The organism is Enterobacter sp. HK169, assembly GCF_001719105.1.
GTDB classification, from domain to species: domain Bacteria; phylum Pseudomonadota; class Gammaproteobacteria; order Enterobacterales; family Enterobacteriaceae; genus Enterobacter; species Enterobacter asburiae_B.
Genome location: NZ_CP017087.1, coordinates 829,659 through 851,002 on the forward strand (window position 1 = coordinate 829,659; position 21,344 = coordinate 851,002).

At 51.9% G+C, this 21,344-nt stretch carries 19 protein-coding genes and 1 pseudogene; 10 read left to right on the forward strand and 10 right to left on the reverse strand.

Annotated features, from left to right (window positions below; all coding sequences use genetic code 11):
• Positions 1–26: 26 nt before the first annotated feature.
• From EnteroDNA1_RS04010 to EnteroDNA1_RS04025, 4 genes are all read right to left on the reverse strand, one after another.
• Positions 27–1,058 carry a methyltransferase gene (locus tag EnteroDNA1_RS04010; RefSeq protein ID WP_048979168.1) on the reverse strand — a complete coding sequence of 344 codons (1,032 nt, stop codon included), beginning with the start codon at positions 1,056–1,058 and terminating at the stop codon, positions 27–29.
• 264 nt (positions 1,059–1,322) lie between these two features.
• Positions 1,323–1,772: a hypothetical protein gene (locus EnteroDNA1_RS04015; RefSeq protein WP_064672626.1), complete on the reverse strand. Its 450-nt coding sequence runs from the start codon at positions 1,770–1,772 to the stop codon at positions 1,323–1,325.
• Positions 1,773–1,915: 143 nt separating this feature from the next.
• Complete coding sequence (locus tag EnteroDNA1_RS04020; protein WP_058841015.1) at positions 1,916–2,260, reverse strand: DUF1294 domain-containing protein; 345 nt, start codon at positions 2,258–2,260, stop codon at positions 1,916–1,918.
• 496 nt (positions 2,261–2,756) lie between these two features.
• Positions 2,757–4,280 (reverse strand): EAL domain-containing protein, encoded by a 1,524-nt coding sequence (locus EnteroDNA1_RS04025; RefSeq protein ID WP_069302902.1) that lies wholly within the window; start codon positions 4,278–4,280, stop codon positions 2,757–2,759.
• A gap of 680 nt (positions 4,281–4,960) precedes the next feature.
• On the opposite strand from EnteroDNA1_RS04025, the gene EnteroDNA1_RS04030 reads away from it, so the two are divergent.
• The 3 genes and pseudogenes from EnteroDNA1_RS04030 to ttcA all read left to right on the forward strand — a co-directional run bounded on the left by EnteroDNA1_RS04030 (position 4,961) and on the right by ttcA (position 6,570).
• Positions 4,961–5,371, forward strand: a complete 411-nt coding sequence (locus EnteroDNA1_RS04030; protein ID WP_063439764.1) for an ASCH domain-containing protein — start codon at positions 4,961–4,963, stop codon at positions 5,369–5,371.
• A 156-nt stretch (positions 5,372–5,527) separates the two neighbouring features.
• Positions 5,528–5,599, forward strand: a pseudogene (locus EnteroDNA1_RS22525) (hypothetical protein); the annotation flags it as partial.
• A 35-nt stretch (positions 5,600–5,634) separates the two neighbouring features.
• On the forward strand, positions 5,635–6,570 hold the full coding sequence (ttcA, locus tag EnteroDNA1_RS04035) for a tRNA 2-thiocytidine(32) synthetase TtcA (RefSeq protein WP_069302903.1): 936 nt from the start codon (positions 5,635–5,637) through the stop codon (positions 6,568–6,570).
• Between the two features lie 42 nt (positions 6,571–6,612).
• Here the strand turns inward: ttcA and dbpA are convergent, their stop codons facing one another.
• The 4 genes from dbpA to EnteroDNA1_RS04050 all read right to left on the reverse strand — a co-directional run bounded on the left by dbpA (position 6,613) and on the right by EnteroDNA1_RS04050 (position 10,750).
• Complete coding sequence (dbpA, locus tag EnteroDNA1_RS04040; RefSeq protein WP_064672629.1) at positions 6,613–7,986, reverse strand: ATP-dependent RNA helicase DbpA; 1,374 nt, start codon at positions 7,984–7,986, stop codon at positions 6,613–6,615.
• Positions 7,987–8,013: 27 nt separating this feature from the next.
• Positions 8,014–8,196, reverse strand: coding sequence for a proline-rich small protein YnaL (ynaL, locus tag EnteroDNA1_RS22620; RefSeq protein WP_071786533.1), 183 nt, complete (start codon positions 8,194–8,196; stop codon positions 8,014–8,016).
• Between the two features lie 273 nt (positions 8,197–8,469).
• Positions 8,470–9,453: a zinc transporter ZntB gene (gene zntB / locus EnteroDNA1_RS04045; protein ID WP_069302904.1), complete on the reverse strand. Its 984-nt coding sequence runs from the start codon at positions 9,451–9,453 to the stop codon at positions 8,470–8,472.
• 154 nt (positions 9,454–9,607) lie between these two features.
• Positions 9,608–10,750 carry a methyl-accepting chemotaxis protein gene (locus EnteroDNA1_RS04050; RefSeq protein WP_069302905.1) on the reverse strand — a complete coding sequence of 381 codons (1,143 nt, stop codon included), beginning with the start codon at positions 10,748–10,750 and terminating at the stop codon, positions 9,608–9,610.
• A 456-nt stretch (positions 10,751–11,206) separates the two neighbouring features.
• Here EnteroDNA1_RS04050 and EnteroDNA1_RS04055 point away from each other — a divergent pair, with 456 nt between their 5' ends.
• From EnteroDNA1_RS04055 to EnteroDNA1_RS04070, 4 genes are all read left to right on the forward strand, one after another.
• A complete protein-coding gene (locus tag EnteroDNA1_RS04055) occupies positions 11,207–13,336 on the forward strand; it encodes a putative bifunctional diguanylate cyclase/phosphodiesterase (protein WP_069302906.1) in 2,130 nt (709 codons plus the stop codon).
• A gap of 92 nt (positions 13,337–13,428) precedes the next feature.
• Positions 13,429–14,661: a sensor domain-containing diguanylate cyclase gene (locus EnteroDNA1_RS04060; RefSeq protein ID WP_069302907.1), complete on the forward strand. Its 1,233-nt coding sequence runs from the start codon at positions 13,429–13,431 to the stop codon at positions 14,659–14,661.
• Between the two features lie 74 nt (positions 14,662–14,735).
• Positions 14,736–14,876 (forward strand): Ecr family regulatory small membrane protein, encoded by a 141-nt coding sequence (locus tag EnteroDNA1_RS22285; protein ID WP_021240268.1) that lies wholly within the window; start codon positions 14,736–14,738, stop codon positions 14,874–14,876.
• Positions 14,877–15,093: 217 nt separating this feature from the next.
• Complete coding sequence (locus EnteroDNA1_RS04070; protein WP_069302908.1) at positions 15,094–15,657, forward strand: DJ-1/PfpI family protein; 564 nt, start codon at positions 15,094–15,096, stop codon at positions 15,655–15,657.
• A gap of 90 nt (positions 15,658–15,747) precedes the next feature.
• Here EnteroDNA1_RS04070 and EnteroDNA1_RS04075 read toward each other — a convergent pair whose 3' ends face one another.
• Positions 15,748–17,364 carry a peptide ABC transporter substrate-binding protein gene (locus tag EnteroDNA1_RS04075; protein WP_069302909.1) on the reverse strand — a complete coding sequence of 539 codons (1,617 nt, stop codon included), beginning with the start codon at positions 17,362–17,364 and terminating at the stop codon, positions 15,748–15,750.
• Between the two features lie 185 nt (positions 17,365–17,549).
• Between EnteroDNA1_RS04075 and mpaA the strand changes: the two genes are divergently transcribed.
• Positions 17,550–18,263 carry a murein tripeptide amidase MpaA gene (mpaA, locus tag EnteroDNA1_RS04080; RefSeq protein ID WP_033145711.1) on the forward strand — a complete coding sequence of 238 codons (714 nt, stop codon included), beginning with the start codon at positions 17,550–17,552 and terminating at the stop codon, positions 18,261–18,263.
• Here the strand turns inward: mpaA and ycjG are convergent.
• Positions 18,254–19,219 (reverse strand): L-Ala-D/L-Glu epimerase, encoded by a 966-nt coding sequence (gene ycjG, locus EnteroDNA1_RS04085; RefSeq protein ID WP_069302910.1) that lies wholly within the window; start codon positions 19,217–19,219, stop codon positions 18,254–18,256. The genes mpaA and ycjG overlap by 10 nt on opposite strands.
• Positions 19,220–19,326: 107 nt before the next feature.
• Between ycjG and tpx the strand changes: the two genes are divergently transcribed.
• Both tpx and EnteroDNA1_RS04095 read left to right on the forward strand, forming a co-directional pair.
• Complete coding sequence (gene tpx / locus EnteroDNA1_RS04090; RefSeq protein WP_023335907.1) at positions 19,327–19,833, forward strand: thiol peroxidase; 507 nt, start codon at positions 19,327–19,329, stop codon at positions 19,831–19,833.
• Positions 19,834–20,107: 274 nt separating this feature from the next.
• Positions 20,108–21,316: an aldose 1-epimerase family protein gene (locus EnteroDNA1_RS04095; RefSeq protein ID WP_064672635.1), complete on the forward strand. Its 1,209-nt coding sequence runs from the start codon at positions 20,108–20,110 to the stop codon at positions 21,314–21,316.
• Positions 21,317–21,344 lie beyond the last annotated feature (28 nt).

The window sequence follows — 21,344 nt, forward strand, 5'->3', positions numbered from 1 at the left end:
TGCTCTGTGAATGTTATTTAAACAGTTCAGACAGGTACGACTTCTAAAATCGACAGATACGAACGGGTGTCTATTATTTTGTTCAACTTCAGATTGGTCTGCTCAAACAAGTGCTGATACTCAGACTCTGTTCGTGTACGTCCGCCATCAAAGCTTGTTAACAGAAGAAGGTCAATTTCAAATCGTCCCAGCTCATTATTTTCTTTTTTAATAAGCGGCTCAAAAATTAATAGTCGGGCGTTTTCTTTCATAGCCGTTCTGCAGCATTGAAGGATCTGAATGGCCTTCTCATCAGGCCAGTCCATCAAAATGTATTTAAGCAGGTAAATGTCCGCTACAGGACAGGCTTCAAAAAAGCTGCCCTCAATGGTCTCCCATCGACGATTATCCTTTAACAGGTGCAGTCGATTTCGCTCAAGCACGTCTTTTTGATCGAAAAGGATCCCCGTTAAGGTCGGATTTCGACGTAAAACGGTCAGCAATAAGTTACCCAACCCACCGGCGATATCGGCAACGACAGCGTTTTGAGGGAACGAATAGCTATCTGCAATGACCTCATTCTCTACGGATGACATAGAGGCCATACCGGCATGAAAAACGTTGCTTTCAGATCCCCTATCGTCATGCTGCCAGTAGTCGTAAAAAGGCTTACCAAACAATTCATTAAAAACAGGTTTACCTTGCAATATCTCATCCATTTTAGCCGCTGGCTGCCAGAATGTTTGGTCAGTCAGCATGAGCACCGCCGCACGCAAGGAAAATTCATGCTCAGAACAGAGGAATTGTGCTGAATGGCTAAGACTGTATTCAGCTTCGGATAATTCGTTGAAAACTCCACGAGAAGACACTAAGCGCATGATTCGATGAAGATATTCAGCGTCGACATTCAACTCTTTCGCCAGTTGTTTGACGGATTTTTTTCCTTCAACCAGACGATCTGCGACGCCTAAGACCGCGACCGCCCGAAGCGCTGCCTGCCAGACAAAACCCATGCTTTGCTCTAACAGACACATTCCTTCTTTACGGCTTAGTAAATCCAGACTATTACGTTGCGACATTTTCTGCTCCTTACCAGTAAAGATGTGTTGAACAACTAAAACGCCGCTAGCAAGCGTAAGTCTGGTAATGAGCTTTATCCATAACGTCAGAAAGGATTATTTATGAGGTTTTGTACCGTTTAGCATACAGTCCGTTTAAATACGTAAAAAACCAAGGCCACTTACCTTCAATGTTTAATAGTAATGCATTAAAACTATTAACTTAAAAATGATTGCGTTACATCCCCAAAAAAAAATGCCTGTCGTAATACAGGCATTTCATAGTTAGAATCTCGGCGCCAGTCCATATTTTGGCGTTTTGATGTTTGCAGCCCAAATCTTGATATCGTTTTGCAGGAGGATCGTGAAATCGGATTTTAAATGCGTCACCATGCTATTGACGCTGTCCGCATCAACCACTGAAAAATGTTCAATTCTGTTTTGTCCTACCTGAACACAATAATATTTGGCGGGCAGTACTTTACCATTCACATTTAGCGGCAGGTTTTTCTCACCGCAACGGCCTTCAGTAATATAGGACACCAGTAAATTAGCGGATTTTCTTCCTGGCTGGGAGACACTCACCATGACCGGGAAACCTTCCGAGGTCTGTGTCATATCATAAAGAACCGCATTTTTTATATACCAGGTATTATATTCCCGCTCCTGAAAAGCAGACCAGGAAGGCGCAGAAAAGAGCACCAGCACTGCCAGAATAAGAGATTCTATTTTCATGGGATGTTGTCGTCCGTGTTGTTGCACGTATTATTCAGATTGTGCTAAAAACAGCAACCACTTAAGAATAGTCCTACTACTATTGGCAGTGACGGAGGAGTAAATTAAAGATATGCCTTACCGTCAGCAGTCCCTGCCAACGCTCATAAAAGAGAATAAGAAGAAAAATGATAAACGGCCGCCATCATGGCGATGCTGACGACGACGCTGATGAAAAAGTAGCTTTTGAAGGGCTGCTTTTGGGTTTTATGGCGAAAGAGTTGTTGGCCGACAATGGCGCCAGGCCAGCCACCTGTCACGCCAAATACCAGCAATGTCGCTTCCGGAACCCTGCGCATCCCCTTCCGCGCCGCCATTTTATCGGCGCCATACATGAACAACGTCATCACGTTGATCGCCAGAAACCACATGACCAGAGGATGGGTAGTAAGAAGGCTGCCGATCGCAGCGATAATCAGGAGTAAATAACAAAAGCGATTAAGGGTCATAGCACGAGCCACGGAGTGTTTAGCGGTTTTGGATGACGCATTATACGCTAACTGACGAAAATCTCAGAGTGAGACGTCTATTCTAAAATGCAAACTGCGCCCCGGGCCTTTACTGGTTAACATTTAAACTGCGGTAATAAGTAAGCATTATTTCATTATGCGTTGACCGCTAGCATTTTTTTCTTAAAAAATTAACCTGAAACATCTTACGTCGAAAACACAGCGTAAGCGCATTGTTTTAACAAAACAATAATCATTGCATCCATCAATCTAAAGAGGGCGCGACAATATTGATTAAAGTCAAATTAAACGTTAGCCAGCTAATATTCAAAGTCATCCATTCGTTTAAGAACACCCAAAACAATGTTGAAAACAATTAATTTGACCATCCGGTCAATGCATAACAAAATATTCCCGTAGTTAAAACAATAATGGTCTGCATTTTTGGGGGATGATGTCCCCCCTTTTTATTTTCTCAGAAACAACCGAATAAACATTATTCCACCCTGATCTTAACTTTTGGCTTCGACAAGAGAACTTTGACCAGTTCCTTGAAAGGAAGAGGTTTGTAAAAGAAAAAACCCTGTAAAAACCGGATATGATTGCGTGTGAGGTAATCAAGTTGCTCTTCTGTTTCAACGCCTTCCGCCACGATGCTAATTGAGAGTTTTTTGGCCAACTCCAGTACCGAATCAAGGATTAGGGTTGAGTCCTCATTCGCATTAACCCTGGCAACAAAGCTCTGGTCGATTTTAATGTAGTCAATGTGCAGATCCTGCAGATAGGACAGACCGGAATAACCCGTACCAAAGTCATCCAGCGCAATGGCAAATCCGTTGCTATGTAACTCATTCAATGTATTAACGAGATGTTCATCAATGTCGAGCGGTTCACGCTCCGTCACCTCAACGACGAGGTTAAGATCCTGTTGAGTGAAGCTGCGCTTGTAGTGGAGACACTCTTCAACAAAGGTGGGCGCAACGATATGAGAAGCGCTGAAGTTAATCCCTACGTGAAAGCCTTCTGGCAGCAATGTCGCAATAGCATTCATGTGTATTGCAACCTGCCTCATTAAGCTTTGAGTCAAAGGAATAATTAAACCGGACTTCTCAGCAAGAGGAATGAAGGATGCGGGAGAAATAAACCCTGATTGAGGATGCTTCCATCTGGCCAGCACCTCCACACCCCGTAAGGTTCCCTCTTTGCCGCTCACAACGGGTTGGTAATACGGAATAATTTCATTTCTGTAAATGGCGATGCGCAGTGACTCTTCGGGTGAAACATCCTTAGAAATATAGCGTTGAAGAATATAAGCAGAGAGAGACGATATTATCAGCAGGAATAACACCACGCCTCCGGCTCGATTGAATAATCTCTTAAGACTAAAAAGAGGTGGAGAGTTGAATTGTACCGAGAAAGGATAATTAGAGGCTTTTACCATTAATACCTCTTTCTTCGTAGGGTCTGCCGCCGTCACATCGCCTGTCAGACCTAAAAGGGTATTGCCTACTCTCAGGGAATATTCTACGCCATTTAATGGCATATCCAGCGCATCCCGGATATGGCTATCGCTGATGCTAACGATGATTCGGCTTCCGGCGTGAATTGTCTGGTATAAGAGAACCGGAAGACCGTTGACGGTACTGGCCGAAGGGACGAGGAGCAATGATGACTCAGGCAGCACTGAGCTGTTGACCAACAATACGCGGTTTCCCGGTAACGAGGAGCACCAGACCGCATCATTTTTCAGAATAACGATCGTTCTCAGGTGAGGCTGTAATGCCGCCTCGGTGCCCAGCCGATATTGCCCTTCAGCATCACACTCATTCTCGGCAAGTTGCATTGCCATCTCAGTCGCATGACGAGCTTCTTTAAGAATAACATTCATGTTCCGCACGACATAGTGCGCCTCTGCCAGGCTATCAACCCGTGCAGAATACCAAACCTGTAAATTGATGATAAAAACGCCGAGCAAAAACATTGTCGTGGCTGCAGCTACGGGGATAGATGCATGGCGCATTTAGGGTTCTCGATTTAAGTGAAGTAGCCGCTTCAACGATGCTGAAGTGATTGAATTGTCATCGTCTTAAGCATGGTTGATAACGTAATAAATACCATGACAGGCGTCAGAAAAGTTCTCGTAAACCAGATTCAGGGGAAACAAAAGGCCGCCGAACGGCAGCCCTGGTGGATAAGTGTCTATTAATATCGCTTTATTGTATTGATCGGGGTTCTTTCTGACCAGTCTGGCCGCTCGCCGGCCATGATGGCACGCTGTTGCGTTGGCGTCACAGACTGGGTTATTTCAGGCATTGACTTGTATTCGGGTTGCTTAGGTGGACTGAGAACCAGATCGGAGCTACAGCCTGACAGCTGGAAAATTGCCAGTAGAGATGAAATAAGCTTGAACACGTTAAACCCTTCCAATGGGATAAAATTTTAAGAAAAAGCGTGGTGCTGGTTGCATCCAGGTGACTCGTTACTGATATTCAAAGCCACGCGCCTGGCTGCAGACAGCAGATTCACCACACAGATAACCTCGTAAGGATATATTTACCAGGGCAATACGCGCAACGCTTTGTTTTCCTTCCCACCTGAACTAAAAATGCAAGGAAAGGCGACTATGCTTCTACAGTCGAGGGGGTTTATGCTAAAACCGCTATTCCGATTTTTTTGGTTAAGAGTTAAGAAGGGATTTGAATGGTTCAGGTTGAAGAATTAAAAATGAAGTACCCAGGCGCAGTGGCCTGGCAAATGGGTGACGGCCCGGAAATGGCGAGCGTGCTTGCTGACCTTATTAAAAAAGGAATCAAAACGGCCACCTGCGGATCTTTTGCCTCGTACGCGCAGGATGTGTCTGCTCCGCGGATGGGGAGCTACAACATAATTCTTGATGGCCAGAATGTCCCGGTCTGTGTGATCCGGCTGGTTTCAATGCGGCTGGTGCGTTTTTGCGATGTAAATGAAGAATTCGCTCGCAAAGAGGGTGAAGGCGATTTAAGCCTTGAATACTGGCAGAAAGAGCATCAGCGATTTTTCTTCCGCGAAGGCCATTTTTCTGAAGATATGGAACTGATCGCGGAAGAATTTGAATTGGTTGAGGTGCTGTAAGCTGAGATAAAAGTGATACTTATCCCAGCGAGCCTGCACCCTTCTGATGCCCTCCCAGGTTTGTCAGGCTTTTTAAAGCTACCCTTGTCGATATAACGCATCACCCCGGCATCACTAGCCATTACCCTTAAGCCTGCATGATGTGAATCATTATAGGGCTCCAGATTTAACGCAGCTGTAAAACGTGCTGGTATTCGCCGCCGGAATCCGTACCATACGCGGCATACAATGTTTGCCCCTGCTGGCTCCGAAGGTAGTACTAAATGCAACAGAATCAAGAGATTAACAAAAAAGAGCAATACAACCTGAATAAACTGCAAAAGCGACTGCGCCGTAACGTGGGCGAAGCCATTGCAGACTTCAACATGATTGAAGAAGGTGACCGCATCATGGTTTGCCTGTCAGGGGGTAAAGACAGCTATACCATGCTGGAGATCCTGCGTAATCTTCAGCAAAGCGCACCGGTGAAATTTTCCCTGGTGGCGGTCAACCTTGACCAGAAACAGCCGGGCTTCCCGGAGCACATTCTGCCGGAATACCTCGAGAAGCTGGGCGTTGAGTACAAAATCGTCGAAGAAAACACCTACGGCATTGTGAAAGAGAAAATCCCTGAGGGGAAAACCACCTGCTCACTCTGCTCTCGCCTGCGCCGCGGCATTTTGTATCGTACCGCGACGGAGCTGGGCGCGACCAAAATTGCGCTGGGCCATCACCGCGACGATATCCTGCAAACGCTGTTCCTCAATATGTTCTACGGCGGCAAGATGAAAGGCATGCCGCCTAAGCTGATGAGCGATGACGGCAAGCACATTGTGATCCGCCCTCTCGCCTACTGCCGCGAAAAAGACATTGAGCGTTTTTCTCAGGCTAAAGGTTTCCCGATCATTCCATGTAACCTGTGCGGCTCTCAGCCGAACCTGCAGCGTCAGGTAATTGGCGACATGCTGCGCGACTGGGATAAGCGTTATCCAGGGCGTATCGAAACCATGTTCAGCGCGATGCAAAACGTTGTCCCTTCCCATCTCGCGGATGTGGAGCTGTTCGACTTTAAAGGCATCAACCACGAGTCAGAAGTCGTGAACGGCGGAGACCTGGCGTTTGATCGGGAAGATATTCACATGCAGCCAGCGGGCTGGCAGCCGGAAGAAGATGACAATCAGTTTGAAGAGCTGCGTCTCAACGTGCTTGAAGTGAAGTAAGCGATTAGCGTCTCAGAAACACCTTCTGAGACGCTTCATTCTTTATTTCAGCAGACGTACGCGACAGGTTTTACCCTTAATTTTCCCGTTTTGCAGCTGCTTCCATGCCTTATTGGCTACCGCCTGGCGAACCGCTACGTAGACATGCGCCGGATGGACCGCAATCTTGCCGATATCCGCCCCGTCCAGACCCACATCCCCGGTCAGCGCCCCTAATACGTCACCTGGACGCATCTTGGCTTTTTTACCGCCATCAATGCACAGCGTCGCCATTTCAGCCTCCAGCGGCACCAGGCTGACGCCAGCAGGGGCATTCATCCAGTTCAGCTTAATCTGCAGCATCTCAGAGAGAATGTTGGCGCGCTGCGCCTCTTCCGGCGCGCAGAAGCTGATCGCCAGACCGCTGTTTCCCGCGCGCGCGGTACGGCCAATACGGTGCACGTGCACTTCAGGATCCCACGCCAGCTCAAAGTTCACCACCAGCTCCAGGGATTTAATATCCAGACCGCGCGCAGCGACGTCGGTTGCGACAAGAACGCGGGCGCTGCCGTTAGCGAAGCGGACCAGCGTCTGATCGCGATCGCGCTGTTCCAGATCGCCATGCAGAGACAATGCGCTCTGGCCGGCGGCATTCAGGGCGTCACAGACCGACTGACAGTCTTTTTTGGTATTACAGAACACCACGCAGGACGCAGGCTGATGCTGGCTCAGCAGTTTCTGCAGGAGCGAAATTTTCCCCTGCTGCGAGGTTTCAAAGAACTGCTGCTCGATAGCGGGCAGCGCATCTACGCTGTCGATTTCAATGGTGAGCGGATTTTTCTGCACGCGCCCGCTGATGGCGGCGATGGCCTCCGGCCAGGTCGCGGAGAACAGCAGCGTCTGACGATCGGCCGAGGCGAAACGGATCACCTCGTCAATCGCATCGCTGAAGCCCATATCCAGCATCCTGTCTGCCTCGTCCATCACCAGCGTTTGTAACGCATCCAGCGAGACGGTGCCTTTTTGCAGGTGATCCAGCAGGCGGCCGGGCGTTGCGACAATAATGTGCGGCGCATGCTGAAGTGAATCACGCTGCGCGCCGAACGGCTGTCCGCCACAGAGGGTTAAAATCTTGGTGTTTGGCAGGAAACGCGCCAGGCGACGCAGTTCACCCGCGACCTGGTCTGCCAGTTCGCGGGTCGGGCACAGCACCAGAGACTGGGTCTGAAAAAGCGCCGCATCGATATGCTGCAACAGGCCAAGGCCAAATGCCGCCGTTTTCCCGCTGCCCGTTTTCGCCTGCACGCGCACGTCACGGCCCTCAAGGATGGCGGGCAACGCGGCCGCCTGAACAGGCGTCATCGTGAGGTAACCCAACTCGTTGAGGTTATCGAGTTGGGCGGCGGGCAGAACATTCAGGGTAGAAAAAGCGGTCACAGTAGTCTCTCGTGGTCATCTTTGCGGTCAGATGGCGCGTATCCTCGCAGATCTCGCGGTTCGATGCGACAATTTAATCGGTTCTTGATCTGGCGGCGGGTCGGGCATCGGCTGCGGACGCGGGATGGGATCGGGCATTGGCACCGGATCGGTGGGGACGGGATCGGATTGACGCGATTGTTGCAGTAGCAGAGCGTTCAGGATGCTCATCATTCCCTCCAGAATTTGCTGTCGTCCCTTTTAGGGTAGACGCTGGGAATCAGGAGGCAAAAAAAAGCCGACTATGAAGTCGGCGTCGTACGAATCAATTGTGCTATGCAGTAATTCAAAAAAGGAAGTAAGACAATATGGAGCGCAACGCCCATCGCTTGACGTTGCATTCACCTGCGGGAGTAATATTGCACCTTACGGGGTAGATGTTTATTGACTTCGCTCAATTAAAAGAGCGTTTTGATCCCGTTGAAAGCTGGAAAAAGCGTAAATTTACAGCCATTTACTACGATGCAACCACCATGCAACACCACCAATCAAAACAACTAACATCACGCAAAACGCGGTAAAGCCGTAGCGATAAGCGCCACCCGGAATTCCACCCAGATTCACGCCAAACAGCCCGGTAAGAAACGTGCTGGGTAAAAACACCATCGCCATCAGGGACATCGTATAGGTTCTTCTCGACAGCGACTCCTGCATCACCTGCGCGATTTCGTCCGCCATCACCGCCGTTCTGGCAATACAGGAATCAATCTCGTCCAGCCCGCGCCCCAGCCTGTCGGCAATATCCTGCATTCTGCGTCGCTGATCGTCATTCATCCAGGCGAGCCTTTCGCTGGCAAGACGCGCATACACGTCGCGCTGCGGCGTCATGTAGCGGCGCATCACAATCAACTGCTTACGCAATAAGGCCAGAAAACCGCGCGGCGGGATCTGCTGATCGAGCAGGTTATCTTCCAGGTCGATGATTTTGTCGTGCAGCTCTTCAATAAATTCACTCGCATGATCGGTAAGGGCGTCGCAGACGTCCACCAGCCAGCTGCCGCAGTCGACCGGCCCGGTGCCCTCTTTCAGATCGTTGACGATGTCATCCAGCGCCAGAACTTTTCGCTGGCGGGTCGACACAATGAGCCCGTCGTCCATGTATACACGCATCGCAACCAGCTGATCCGGGCGTTCATCCGTGCTGCCGTTAATGCAGCGCAGGGTGATCAGCGTCCCGTCACCCATTCTGCTCACGCGGGGCCGCAGGCTTTCACCCGCCAGCGCATCGCGCACGTTATTGGGCAAGAGCGGCGTCGAGGCCAGCCAGTCAGCGCTGTCCGGGTGGGTGTAGTTCAGATGTAGCCAGCAGGGATGCGCACTATCGATCACATCATTATCTTCCAGCTGTCGCGCACCGCCGCGACCATCCAGCACCCACGCAAAAACTGCGTCTGGAACGTTTAGTTCAGATCCTTTAATGCTTTCCACAGCGCCTCCACCTTTTTAGCTCTTCGGTGTCAGTCTAGCTTTCATCAGGGGTTAAGCAACAACTATGTATCCCATCGCGCTGAAATCGCTCAGGAATTGTACATACCAGGCGGAGGCATGAAAAAAGCCTGGCATGCCAGGCTTTGAGGTGCTGTCAGAGAGAGTGCTCTGGCCGCTGGAGGAAGGATGGCGAGCCGCCAGGTGATGAGGACAAGGATGACTGATCGAGCCTGAAATTACGCGTTCGGGTCTGCAGCTCAATCACCTGATTACGCAGTACATCAGACGAACCGTTGAGTTCCTCTGCCATTGCCACGTTACTTTGTGTGACCCGCTCCAGCTCCGATAGCGCCAGGGTAATCTGAGAAATGCCTTTCTCCTGCTCTGACGTTGACGCGGAAATGTCGTCCATTAAGCGGCTGACATTTCCCGATCCGGTCACGATTTCATGCATGTTTTTCTCTGCCTGTGACACAACGCTGGCTCCCTGCGTGACGTTACTGCTGGTGACTTCAATCAGCGTTTTGATATTCTTCGCGGCCTCCGCGCTGCGGTGTGCCAGGTTTCTTACCTCTTCCGCGACGACAGAAAAACCCTTGCCATGATCGCCCGCCCTTGCCGCCTCCACGGCCGCGTTGAGCGCCAGGATATTTGTCTGGAACGCAATGCCGTCAATGAGCGAAATAATCTCCGTCATCTGCTGCGCGCATTCGGTAATGGACTGCATATTGCTGGCGACCTGCCCCATCAGCTCGCCGCCCTTACGCGCCTGTAACGTCGCCACATTTGCCTGCTCGCTCGCCAGGCGGGTGTTATCGGCATTGTTTTTGGTGCTCGCGGCCATTTGCTCCATGCTGGCTGCGGTTTGCACCAAAGACGCGGACTGCTGCTCGGTTTTCACCGATAGCTGAGCGCTACGTGCCGAAAGTTGATCCGATAAGGTCATGGCGGTTTGCGATGACGCCCTGATCTCACGCACCAGCGTCGCAATATTGCCGGAAAGGCTGTTAATGCCGGGGATGAGCCGGCCCGCGCAGTTATTGCCAAATTCTGGGATAGAGACGCCAAGGTTACCTGCGGTCACCTCCTCAATACTTCTCTTCACCGTATTGATCGGCGTCACAAGATACTTCGTCATATAGACCCAGAGCAAAAATAGCGCAACGAAATTGATGACATTAAGCGAAATAAAGAGAGACGTATTGCTGGAAAATAGAACAACGACACCTGCACTTACCAAAAAAAGAGAGAAAAGGAACCCGATAATAAAGGTCCTTACACTAATATTTCTTAGCATGATAATACCCACGTTTTATATTTTGGTCGGCACTTAGACTTATAGCATTGGCCCGGAAGTTTTTCATCGCAAACAACGCTTGTTTTTTGTTTCGCCGTTAGCATCCTGAGATTTACGTTAAGTCAGATAAAAAGAGCGTATTAGTGAAAATGTTTTGCTCAGCATGCTGTGATACTGGTCTCCAGCCATGTTAAGCGATAGTATCGCCCGCGGTGAGACGACACGATCGCCCTCATATTTAAGGAGCTTTGCTACTGTTATTCGTTCTTGTTTAGCAATGCTTAATATATTAACAAGAGAATATATTTTATATTCTTAATAAGTTTTAGAGTATTAATATGACTGGTCATTTTTCACGATAAATAACTAATATGGTTTGAATGCGCATGTTCGTTGCCCGATAAAGATGTACCCGGCAGGCGAAATCGGTAACCCTCTCAGGCGTGGGATTGCATAATGCTCAATATATCGTGGGACCCTGTGTTAATCGCTATCTCTTATCTGGTGGCGTTTATCGCCTCCTTTGTGGCGCTGGACAGCGCCGGAAAGATCCCCCTCTCCAGCCGAAAGGCTGCCCTGTTCTGGCGCATTGCCGGTGGGGTCACGCTGGGCATTGGCATTTGGTCGATGCACTTTATCGGCATGCTGTCGATGCAAATGCCCATGATGATGAGCTACGACCTCTGGTTAACCCTTGCGTCACTGGGTGTCGCGGTAGTTGCATCAGCCACGGCACTTAATATTGCCGTCGCGGGCAAAAAACTTTCTCCCTTTCGACTGATCTTTGCCACGGCAATCCTGAGCGCTGGCGTGGTGTCGATGCACTACATCGGTATGGCGGCCCTGATGCTGGATGGCAGCATCATCTGGGATCGCCGCCTCGTGGGGTTGTCCGTGGTTATTGCCGTTGTTGCCTCCGGCACGGCGCTGTGGCTGGCTTTCCGCCTGCGGGATAAACACAAAGGCGTCTTTATCAATCGCATTCTCGCGGCCTTCATCATGGGTGCCGCCATTTGTGCGATGCACTATACCGGCATGAGTGCCGCGCGGTTTCAGGAAATGGCGCATACCCTCCCGGGCGGGATCGGCGAGCTGGGGTTATCCATCTGGGTGTCGGTCACCACGCTCTGCCTGCTCGGCGTGATGTTAATCATTTCGCTGATCGATTCCCACCGGCGCACCAGCCGGCTGACGGATAATCTGCATCAGCTCAACCGCCAGCTTGAGCTACAGGCGCGTTTTGACGCGCTCACCGGGCTCGCAAACCGCCACCAGATGGATCTCCGCATGCAGGATTGTCTGCGCAGCGCGCTGCTGAGCAAGAAGCCATTTGCGGTTATTTTCCTGAACGTCGATCACTTCAAACGCGTTAACGATACGTGGGGTCACAGCGTCGGTGATGAGCTATTGATCACGGTCGCGCAGCGCATCACGGCCCGGCTCACGCGCGAGATGACCCTGGCAAGGCTGGGAGGCGACGCCTTTATCCTGCTGGTGCCGGAATGTGACGACGACAGGCTCAACGCGCTGCTCACCGCGCTGCTTGAAGATGTGCGACGCCCTCTGTCCGTCTGCGGACATACGTTAAGCACGACGATCAGCGCGGGCGTCAGCCTCTATCCTCAGGACGGCGAAACGCTGCACGAGCTGAAGCTCAAGGCGGATGCAGCATTACATCGCGTCAAGGAAGAGGGCCGCAACGGCTGGGCGATTTACCGGACCGAGATGTCAACAGCGATCCCGGCGAAACCCGGTTTCCTGCAGGAGCTTTCTCAGGCGCTTGAGCGCGATCAGTTTGAACTGTGGTACCAGCCAACCTGGCATGCGGGAGAGAAAACCATTCACGGTTTTGAAGCCCTTCTGCGCTGGCGGCATCCTGAGCAAGGGGTTGTGCTGCCTAATCTGTTTATCCCTTCCCTGGAACAAACGGGCTTAATTATTCCGGTAGGTAACTGGGCCATTGAAGCGGCATGCCGACAGCTTCATTTCTGGACTGAGCAAGGCTTCAGCCAGTGGACGCTGTCTCTCAACCTATCCCCCATCCAGTTTGAACAGCCGGATATTTTCCAGATCATCTCGTCGATGCTGGAAAAATATAGCTTGTCTCCGTCCCGCCTGATCCTTGAGGTAACGGAAAGCACCGCGCTTAAAAATCTCGACCGCAGCATTGAGTTGCTCAATGCGTTTAATCATGCGGGGATCGTTGTCTCGATTGATGATTTTGGGACGGGCTATTCCAACCTTCTGATGCTGAGCGTGCTTCCGGCCAAAGAACTCAAGATCGACAGAAGCTTTGTCACGTCGATGCTGGAAAATGAAAAAAGCTACAAGCTGGTTGAAACCATTATCAGTATCGCCCGGACCATGGAGATGAATGTGGTGGCAGAAGGGATCGAGACGGAAGAACAGCAGGCGGTTCTCACCCGACTCGGCTGCGATTACCTGCAGGGATATCTTTTCTCCCGCCCCTTACCTGCCGAACAGGTACCGTGGCTACTGCTGCAGATAAACTCAGACAAACAGATTATACCCATTAATAAAATTCAAACGGACCCCGCATTTATTTCTCAAAAAAATCATGCCTGACGGGGTTAAGTGGAGTATGTTTCAAGGGAGTACACGCGAGTCAATTCTGTCATGATTGTCAGGCACATGTTGTCGATGAACAGGAAACGCCTATGTCGCAACCTTGTTTTGATGCATTGAATGTAATTAAAACACCCGTGTGGCTCGTTTCACCCGTGTTGGAAAAGATCATTTTTGCGAATGTGGCCGCAACGCAGATCATGGGAGATAAAACGCTTGATGACCTGCGCAAAGGGATCTATTCAGCCAGTGCGCAAACCGTCCTGTCGATGTATGTATCTGAACTGAAAACAGAGCAGGAGATCGTCGAAATCTGGACAACGAACCGGGATGGACAGGATACGCCGTTAAGCTGTCGCCTCTCGCTTGCCCACTACGCGCCCTGGGGCGATGTGATTGTTTTCGAGGGCATCTCCCAACAAATACTCTCAGGATTGAAGGCCAGCCGTTCCGCTACCTACCGGCGGAAAAAACAGGGTTTTTATGCGCGCTTTTTTCTGACCAACAGCGCCCCAATGCTGTTAATCGATCCGGCCCGCGACGGTCAAATCGTCGATGCGAATCTGGCCGCGCTCAATTTTTATGGTTATTCACATGATGACATGTGCAGTAAGCATACCTGGGAAATCAATACGCTGGGGCGAGATGTGATGCCCATTATGACTGCGATTGCCGCGCTGCCCGGTGGTCACAAGCCGCTCAATTTTGTTCACCGCCTTGCCGATGGATCCACCCGCCACGTTCAGACGTATGCCGGGCCCATTGAGATCTACGGTGACAAGCTGATGCTGTGCATCATCCACGATATCACCGAGCAAAAAAGGCTGGAGCAGGAGCTGGAACATGCGGCGTTACGTGACTCCATGACGGGGTTACTCAACCGGCGCCAGTTCTACGCGATTACCGATCAAAGCAATCTGAATAAACTTCCCGCGCAGCAGCAATTTAGCCTGCTGCTGGTGGATACCGACCATTTCAAAAACATTAATGACCTGTTCGGCCATCTGAAAGGCGATGAGGTGCTTATCGCCCTTTCCCGGACGCTGGAAGCCTGTAGTCGGGAGGGAGATATGGTCTTCCGCTGGGGTGGCGAAGAGTTCGTTATCCTGCTGCCGCGCACCTCTCTCGACACCGCGATGCAGATTGCCGAGTCAGTCCGTGCAGCCGTTGCCCGCATTACGATTCCAGGCCTGCCGCGGTTTACCGTCAGCATCGGCGTAGCGCGGCACAATCAGGGTGAAAGTATTGACGAGCTGTTTAAGCGTGTGGACGATGCGCTGTATCGCGCTAAAAATGACGGACGCAATAAAGTCCTTGCGGCATGAAACTGGAGTATCCGGAAAAGCCCCGCTACAATGCCCACCTCGAATCAATTAGCGTCAGGTGGGTAAAAGCCGCAATGGGAAAAACAGAAATAATACTCACCTTAATTATTTTACTCCTTATTATATTTGGCTTCTGGTTTATTTTTAGCGGTGAGATCTGGTATCTCGTCGAGTTTCTGGAAAATAGCCTCTACCCAACCTTCGACGCACCGTAACGCACGTTTAATCGCTTGTTTCACCTACCGAATATGTCAGGTATCTGCTTCCCTTACAGCCGCGTAAAATACGCGGCGTTATCCTCCAACAACGTTGATAACGAATCACTTATTCATTTGCTTATGTTGCCCGTGCTCTGACGGGCTTTTTTATTTCCGGCAATTCAGCCACGCCAGGCTATATCTTAATCATCTTTATTGATAGAGGTGAGGAAAGATGAGCAAGAAGATCCTGATGCTGGTTGGCGATTACGCCGAAGATTACGAAACCATGGTGCCTTTTCAGGCTTTGCAGATGATTGGCCATCAGGTGGATGCGGTCTGCCCAGACAAACCGAAAGGCGACTACATCATGACGGCAATCCATGACTTTGACGGCGCCCAGACCTACAGCGAAAAGCCCGGTCACCGCTTTACCCTCAACGCCGATTTTTCAACTGTAAAGGAGCAGGACTACGACGCGCTGCTCATCCCCGGCGGGAGAGCGCCCGAGTATCTGCGGTTAAATGAGGACGTCTTAAAGCTGGTACAGGCATTTGACGCCGCGCGTAAGCCGATTGCCGCAGTGTGCCACGGCCCACAGCTGCTTGCTGCCGCGGGCATTCTGAAAGGACGAACCTGTAGCGCCTACCCGGCCTGCGCGCCTGAAGTCCGTCTCAGCGGCGGACACTACGCCGCCATCGGCATCGATCAGGCCCATGTAGACGGTAACCTGGTGACGGCTCCCGCCTGGCCCGCGCATCCGCAGTGGCTGGCGAAGTTTAATTCGCTGTTAGAATAACAGAGACCCGGCATCGGGCCACGCATAGCGAATGAAGCGGTACCGCGAATTGCAGGTCTGGCGCGAGAATGCGCCAGGCCTCATAAAACATCAGTGCTTCTCGATATACATGGTCCGGCTATACGCCACGTCTTCCGGGTTATTGATGGGGTAGCCTTTCACCCAGGGCTTAATCAGGCGACCATTGGTGTACTGGTAAATGGGCGCGATAGGCGCTTTCTCCAGGAGGATTTTCTCCGCCATGTTGTAGTCCGTATTACGCGCTTTCGCCGTGGTTTCCAGCGTCGCCTGGTGGATAATTTTATCGTAGGCCGGGTCGTTGAAACGCGAGATATTGCCGCTGTGGGTGGAGGTCAGCAGGGACAGGAAGGTCGACGGCTCATTGTAATCGCCTACCCATGACGCGCGGATCACATCAAAATTGCCGGTATTACGGCTGTCGATATAGGTTTTCCACTCCTGGTTTTGCAGTTTGACGTCCACACCGAGATTTTTCTTCCACATGGACGCCACCGCAATGGCGATTTTCTGATGGTTTTCCGAGGTGTTGTACAGCAGGGTCAACTTCAGCGGACGCTGCGGGCCGTAACCTGCGGCCTGGAGCAAAGTTTTCGCCTGAGCGTTCAGCTCCTGCTGGGACATCTGCTCGAACGGTGAAGGCTCAGGGGTGAAGCCCGCCGTCACGTCTGGGGTGAAATGCCAGGCCGGCTTCTCGCCTGTACCTAATACCTTTTCCGCCATAATGCGGCGATCGATAGTCATGCTCAGCGCAAGACGAACCCGGGCATCGGCCGTCGGGCCCTTTTGCGTGTTAAACGCATAGTAATAGGTCCCGAGCTGAGGCGGCGTATACACCTGTCCCGGAATGTCCTTCAGGAGCTTCTGATACATGTTTTTCGGGAACGATTCGGTGATATCAATATCCCCCGCCAGATAGCGCTTAGTGGCGGACGATTCCTGATTAATCGGAATGAAGGTCACTTTTTGCAGGACAGTTTTCGCGTTGTCCCAGTAGTGCGTATTTGGCACGACAACCAGTTTTTCATTCACCACGCGGTCGTTCAGGACGTACGCGCCGTTACCCACCAGAGCGCCCGGACGCGTCCACTCTTTCCCGCTTTCAACGTTCGCTTTTTGCACCGGATAGAAGGCAAAGTTCGCCGTCAGGTTGCTAAACCACGGGAGCGGTTTGTCCAGCTGGACGCGTAAGGTTCTGGCATCCACCGCCGTCACGCCCAGGGTATCTGGCGCCGCTTTGCCATCAATAATGGCCTGCGCGTTGTTGATGCCTGCCAGCGCCGCAAACCAGGCAAACGGAGAGGTGGATTTCGGGTCAACCAGACGCTGCCAGCTGTAGACAAAATCCTGCGCGGTGACGGGCGTACCGTCAGACCATTTCGCGTTATCGCGCAGGGTGAACGTCCAGATACGGTTATCGTTACTCTGCCAGCGCGTCGCCACGCCGGGGGTCAGCTCCCCTTTCTCGTTCTGATTTACCAGCCCTTCGAAAAGATCGCGAATTACCTGAATCTCGGGTAATCCCACCGCTTTTGCCGTATCGAGCGAAGCCGGTTCGTCTTTGATATGCCTGACCAGCTCCTGTTTTTGCGCCAGTACCGTGCCCTGGGGCACATCAGCAGCGTACGAGAGTGTAGAGAGTCCGCACAGGTACAGTGCAGCGCAAAGACGCGAAACAGGATGCTTCATAAGATCCCCTTTGATGAATTCAGGTAACAAGCAGATGCGTAATTATTTGTTTCGAAACAGAGAAATGCAAATACCTTACGCCTGAATAGTGATTTAAGGCAATTCTCAAGCGTTACGGAAACTATTTGATTAACAGCGGGTTTTGCACAACACTGCCAGTAGAGACTTCTTTATCAGGATTTCGTATGGCAATCACCCGACCACGAGCGGAACGCGGAGCCTTTCCGCCGGGCGCTGAGCAATATGGCCGCTCATTTTTAGGCGCATCGCTGATCTGGTTCCCGGCGCCCGATGCCGATCGCAGCAGCGGTTTGGTCATTGCCGGCACGCACGGAGATGAGAACTCGTCCATCGTCACGCTTTCCTGCGCGCTGCGGACGCTGACGCCTTCATTGCGCCGTCACCACGTGATTCTTGCCGTCAATCCGGACGGCTGTCAGCTTGGATTACGGGCGAATGCGAGGGGCGTTGACCTGAACCGTAATTTCCCGGCGGCAAACTGGCGCGCCGGAGAAACGGTTTATCGCTGGAACAGCTCCGCCGAGGAGCGAGACGTGGTGCTGCTGACGGGAGACAAGCCTGGCTCGGAGCCGGAAACGCAGGCGCTGTGCCAGCTTATCCATAAGATCCACCCCGCCTGGGTTGTCTCCTTCCACGATCCGCTGGCCTGCATTGAAGATCCGCGTCACTCCGAACTGGGCGCGTGGTTGGCGCAGGCTTTCGCCCTGCCGCTCGTCACCAGCGTCGGCTATGAAACACCCGGATCGTTCGGTAGCTGGTGCGCCGATTTGAGCCTGCCCTGCATCACCGCTGAATTTCCGCCAATTTCCTCCGACGAAGCCAGCGAAAAATACTTAAACGCGATGATGGAGCTACTGCGCTGGCAGCCTCAAAGATGAAGCACGCCGCTGGTAAAATTAAGCGCCGGTGAAACGTCAACCGCCAGCCACGTCGGGCCATCCAGATCGGCGAAACGGACCTGATTGACCAGCGGTAGCGCCGCGTCGATCGCCCGGGATGTGCAGAGCATGCATCCCAGCATCAGGGAAAAGCCCTGCGCCTGCGCTTCCGCCGCCAGGGCCAGCGCTTCTGTCAGCCCGCCGGTCTTGTCGAGCTTGATATTGACCATCTCATAGCTGCCCTTAAGCGCGCTCAAATTCTCGCGGGTATGACAGCTTTCATCCGCACAGACGGGCAGCGGATGGATAAAATTCTTCAGCGCCGCATCATCCTTCGCTGGCAGAGGCTGTTCCAGCATCGCCACGCCCAGATCGGCCAGCAGCTGGCATCGGGCGGCAAGCCCCTCGGGATGCCACGACTCGTTGGCGTCAACAATCAGCGTGGCCGAGGGAACCGCCGAGCGAACGGCGACCATCCGCTCGCTGATCAGGCGATCGTCGAGCTTCACTTTTAACAGCGTGGCCCCGGCGTCATAGAGCGCTTTTGCGCTGGCAGCCATCTGCTCCGGCTCACCAATCACGACCGTTTGCGCCGTCACGACGGACTCCGGCAGCGCCACCCCCAGCAAGGACGTCAGCGATTGTTGCTGCCTGGCGGCCTCAAGGCTCCAGAGCGCACAGTCGATGGCGTTGCGCGCAGCCCCGGCGGGTAAACGCTGCTGTAATGCCTCGCGCGTGAGCCCTTTTTGCAGGTCAGGCACCAGGGTCATGATATGCGCCATCACCGACGCAGGACTTTCTCCATAGCGCGGGTAAGGCGTACATTCCCCGACGCCTTTAACCCCCTCTTCTTCAATTTCAACCACGACCACGCTGGCTTCACTTCGACTGCCGCGGGAGATCACAAACGGGGTATGCAATGGCCAGGCTTCTTCATAGACCTTAACGCTTCTCATCACTGACTCCTTGCGGCCCGGAAAGGCGAAAAATTTGGTTTGCCGTGTTATCCGCTGATGGCATACACTAGCCCCGACGTTAACTATATGTAAACAGGAAGATATCTATGTCACAACTCGTTCATTTCCAGGGCAACCCGGTTGCTGTTGCAGGTTCCATTCCGCAGGCTGGCAGCAAAGCGCAGGCTTTTACTCTGGTGGCTAAAGATCTGTCTGACGTCACACTGGCTCAGTTTGCGGGCAAACGCAAAGTACTGAACATTTTCCCAAGCATTGATACCGGCGTTTGTGCCGCGTCCGTGCGTAAATTCAACCAGCTGGCGACTGAAATGGACAACACCGTTGTGCTGTGCATTTCCGCTGACCTGCCGTTTGCCCAGTCCCGTTTCTGCGGTGCTGAAGGCCTGAGCAACGTTATTACCCTCTCCACCCTGCGCAGCGCAGATTTCCTCGAGAAATACGGCGTCAGCATCGCGGAAGGCCCACTGAAAGGTCTGGCGGCACGTGCCGTACTGGTTCTGGATGAAAACGACACCGTTGTCTTCAGCGAACTGGTTAACGAAATCACCACCGAGCCGGACTACACTGCCGCGCTGGACGTGCTGAAAGCATAATAAGTACTTAGCATTCTATACAACTTATTCCAACCTCGCCGCGGCGGGGTTTTTTATTGCGCAAAGGCTGAATCGTTAAAGCAAAAATACTCACAAATCACATTAATCATGCAATAAAAACGTCGTCGCGTAACATTAACGTGATCAATAACGCATAATAATCGTTAAAATTCCTTATTTTCATCCCCAGTGAAGCACATCACATTTCCCTTTTTGCCTAAACATTAGATTTGCTTACGAAAGAAAATAATCGTTTCAGCAAAAAGGATAAAATATGAAGATTAAATTCGCTTTTACGCTCCTTGCGGTACTGATTTCTGGCCATGCAGCGGCCAAAACCTGGGTGCTGACAAGCGCTGAAAGCAGCGTAGAGAAAGGAAACTGGAAGATTTCCAGTGATGAGCTGAAAGTTAAAGACCAAACGTTCAGCATTGAGCAAAAAGTCTTACACGGTGGTAAACAGGAAGGCAGCAAAGTCATCATTATTAGCAGCAAAGATGGCCTCACCATCACCCTGAGCCCGACCCGCGGGATGAACCTTCTGCATGTAGAAGGCTTTGGCACCCGACTGGGGTGGAATTCGCCCGTTAAAGAGGTCGTTAATCCGGCATATATCAATCTTGAGAGCCGCAACGGTCTCGGCTGGCTGGATGGTTTCAACGAGATGATGGTGCGCTGTGGCTATGAGTGGACAGGACACCCGGTTACCGCTGACGGGCAAATTTACACCCTGCACGGCAGGGCCGGTAATACCCCCGTTTCGCAGGTCGAGGTTGAAATCGCCGATGCCGCCCCGCATGAAATCCGCGTTCGGGGTTTGATCAAAGAGAGCACGTTTAAAAAATCGGATCTGCAAACCATGACCGAACTGCGCTACGTTCCCGGAACTAACCAGTTCAGCCTGCACGATGTTCTGACCAACCATGCGGATTACCCTCACGATTACCAAATCATCTATCACAGCAATTTCGGCACGCCGATCCTCGAAGAAGGCGCCCGTTTCCTTGCGCCGGCGGCGAGCGTGAGCCCGTTCAATGACTACGCCAAAGCGGGGGTTAACAACTGGCAAACCTATGCCGGGCCGACAAAAGGCTTTGATGAGATGGTCTTTAACATTAAACCGCTCGCGGACAATAACCACGAAACGCTTGCGGCGGTGGTCAATAAAGCCGGAGATAAAGGCGCGTCAATCCAGTTTGATACCCGCCAGCTGCCCGTGCTGACCTTATGGAAGAACACCGACACGCTGAAGCAGGGCTACGTCACGGGCATTGAGCCAGGCACCAGCTACGCCTACCCCGTTACGATTGAACGCGAGCAGAAGCGGGTTAAGCAGCTGCAGCCCGGTGCCAGCGCGCAGTTTGACCTGACCTATACCCTGCTGCACAGCCCGCAGCAGGTGAAAGAGGTCGAAAACAGGATTGCATCGATTCAGGGAGAGACAAAAACAGAAATCGTTAACACGCCGATGGCGAAGGAATAAACGCAAAGTAAAAAGCCTCTTTACAGAG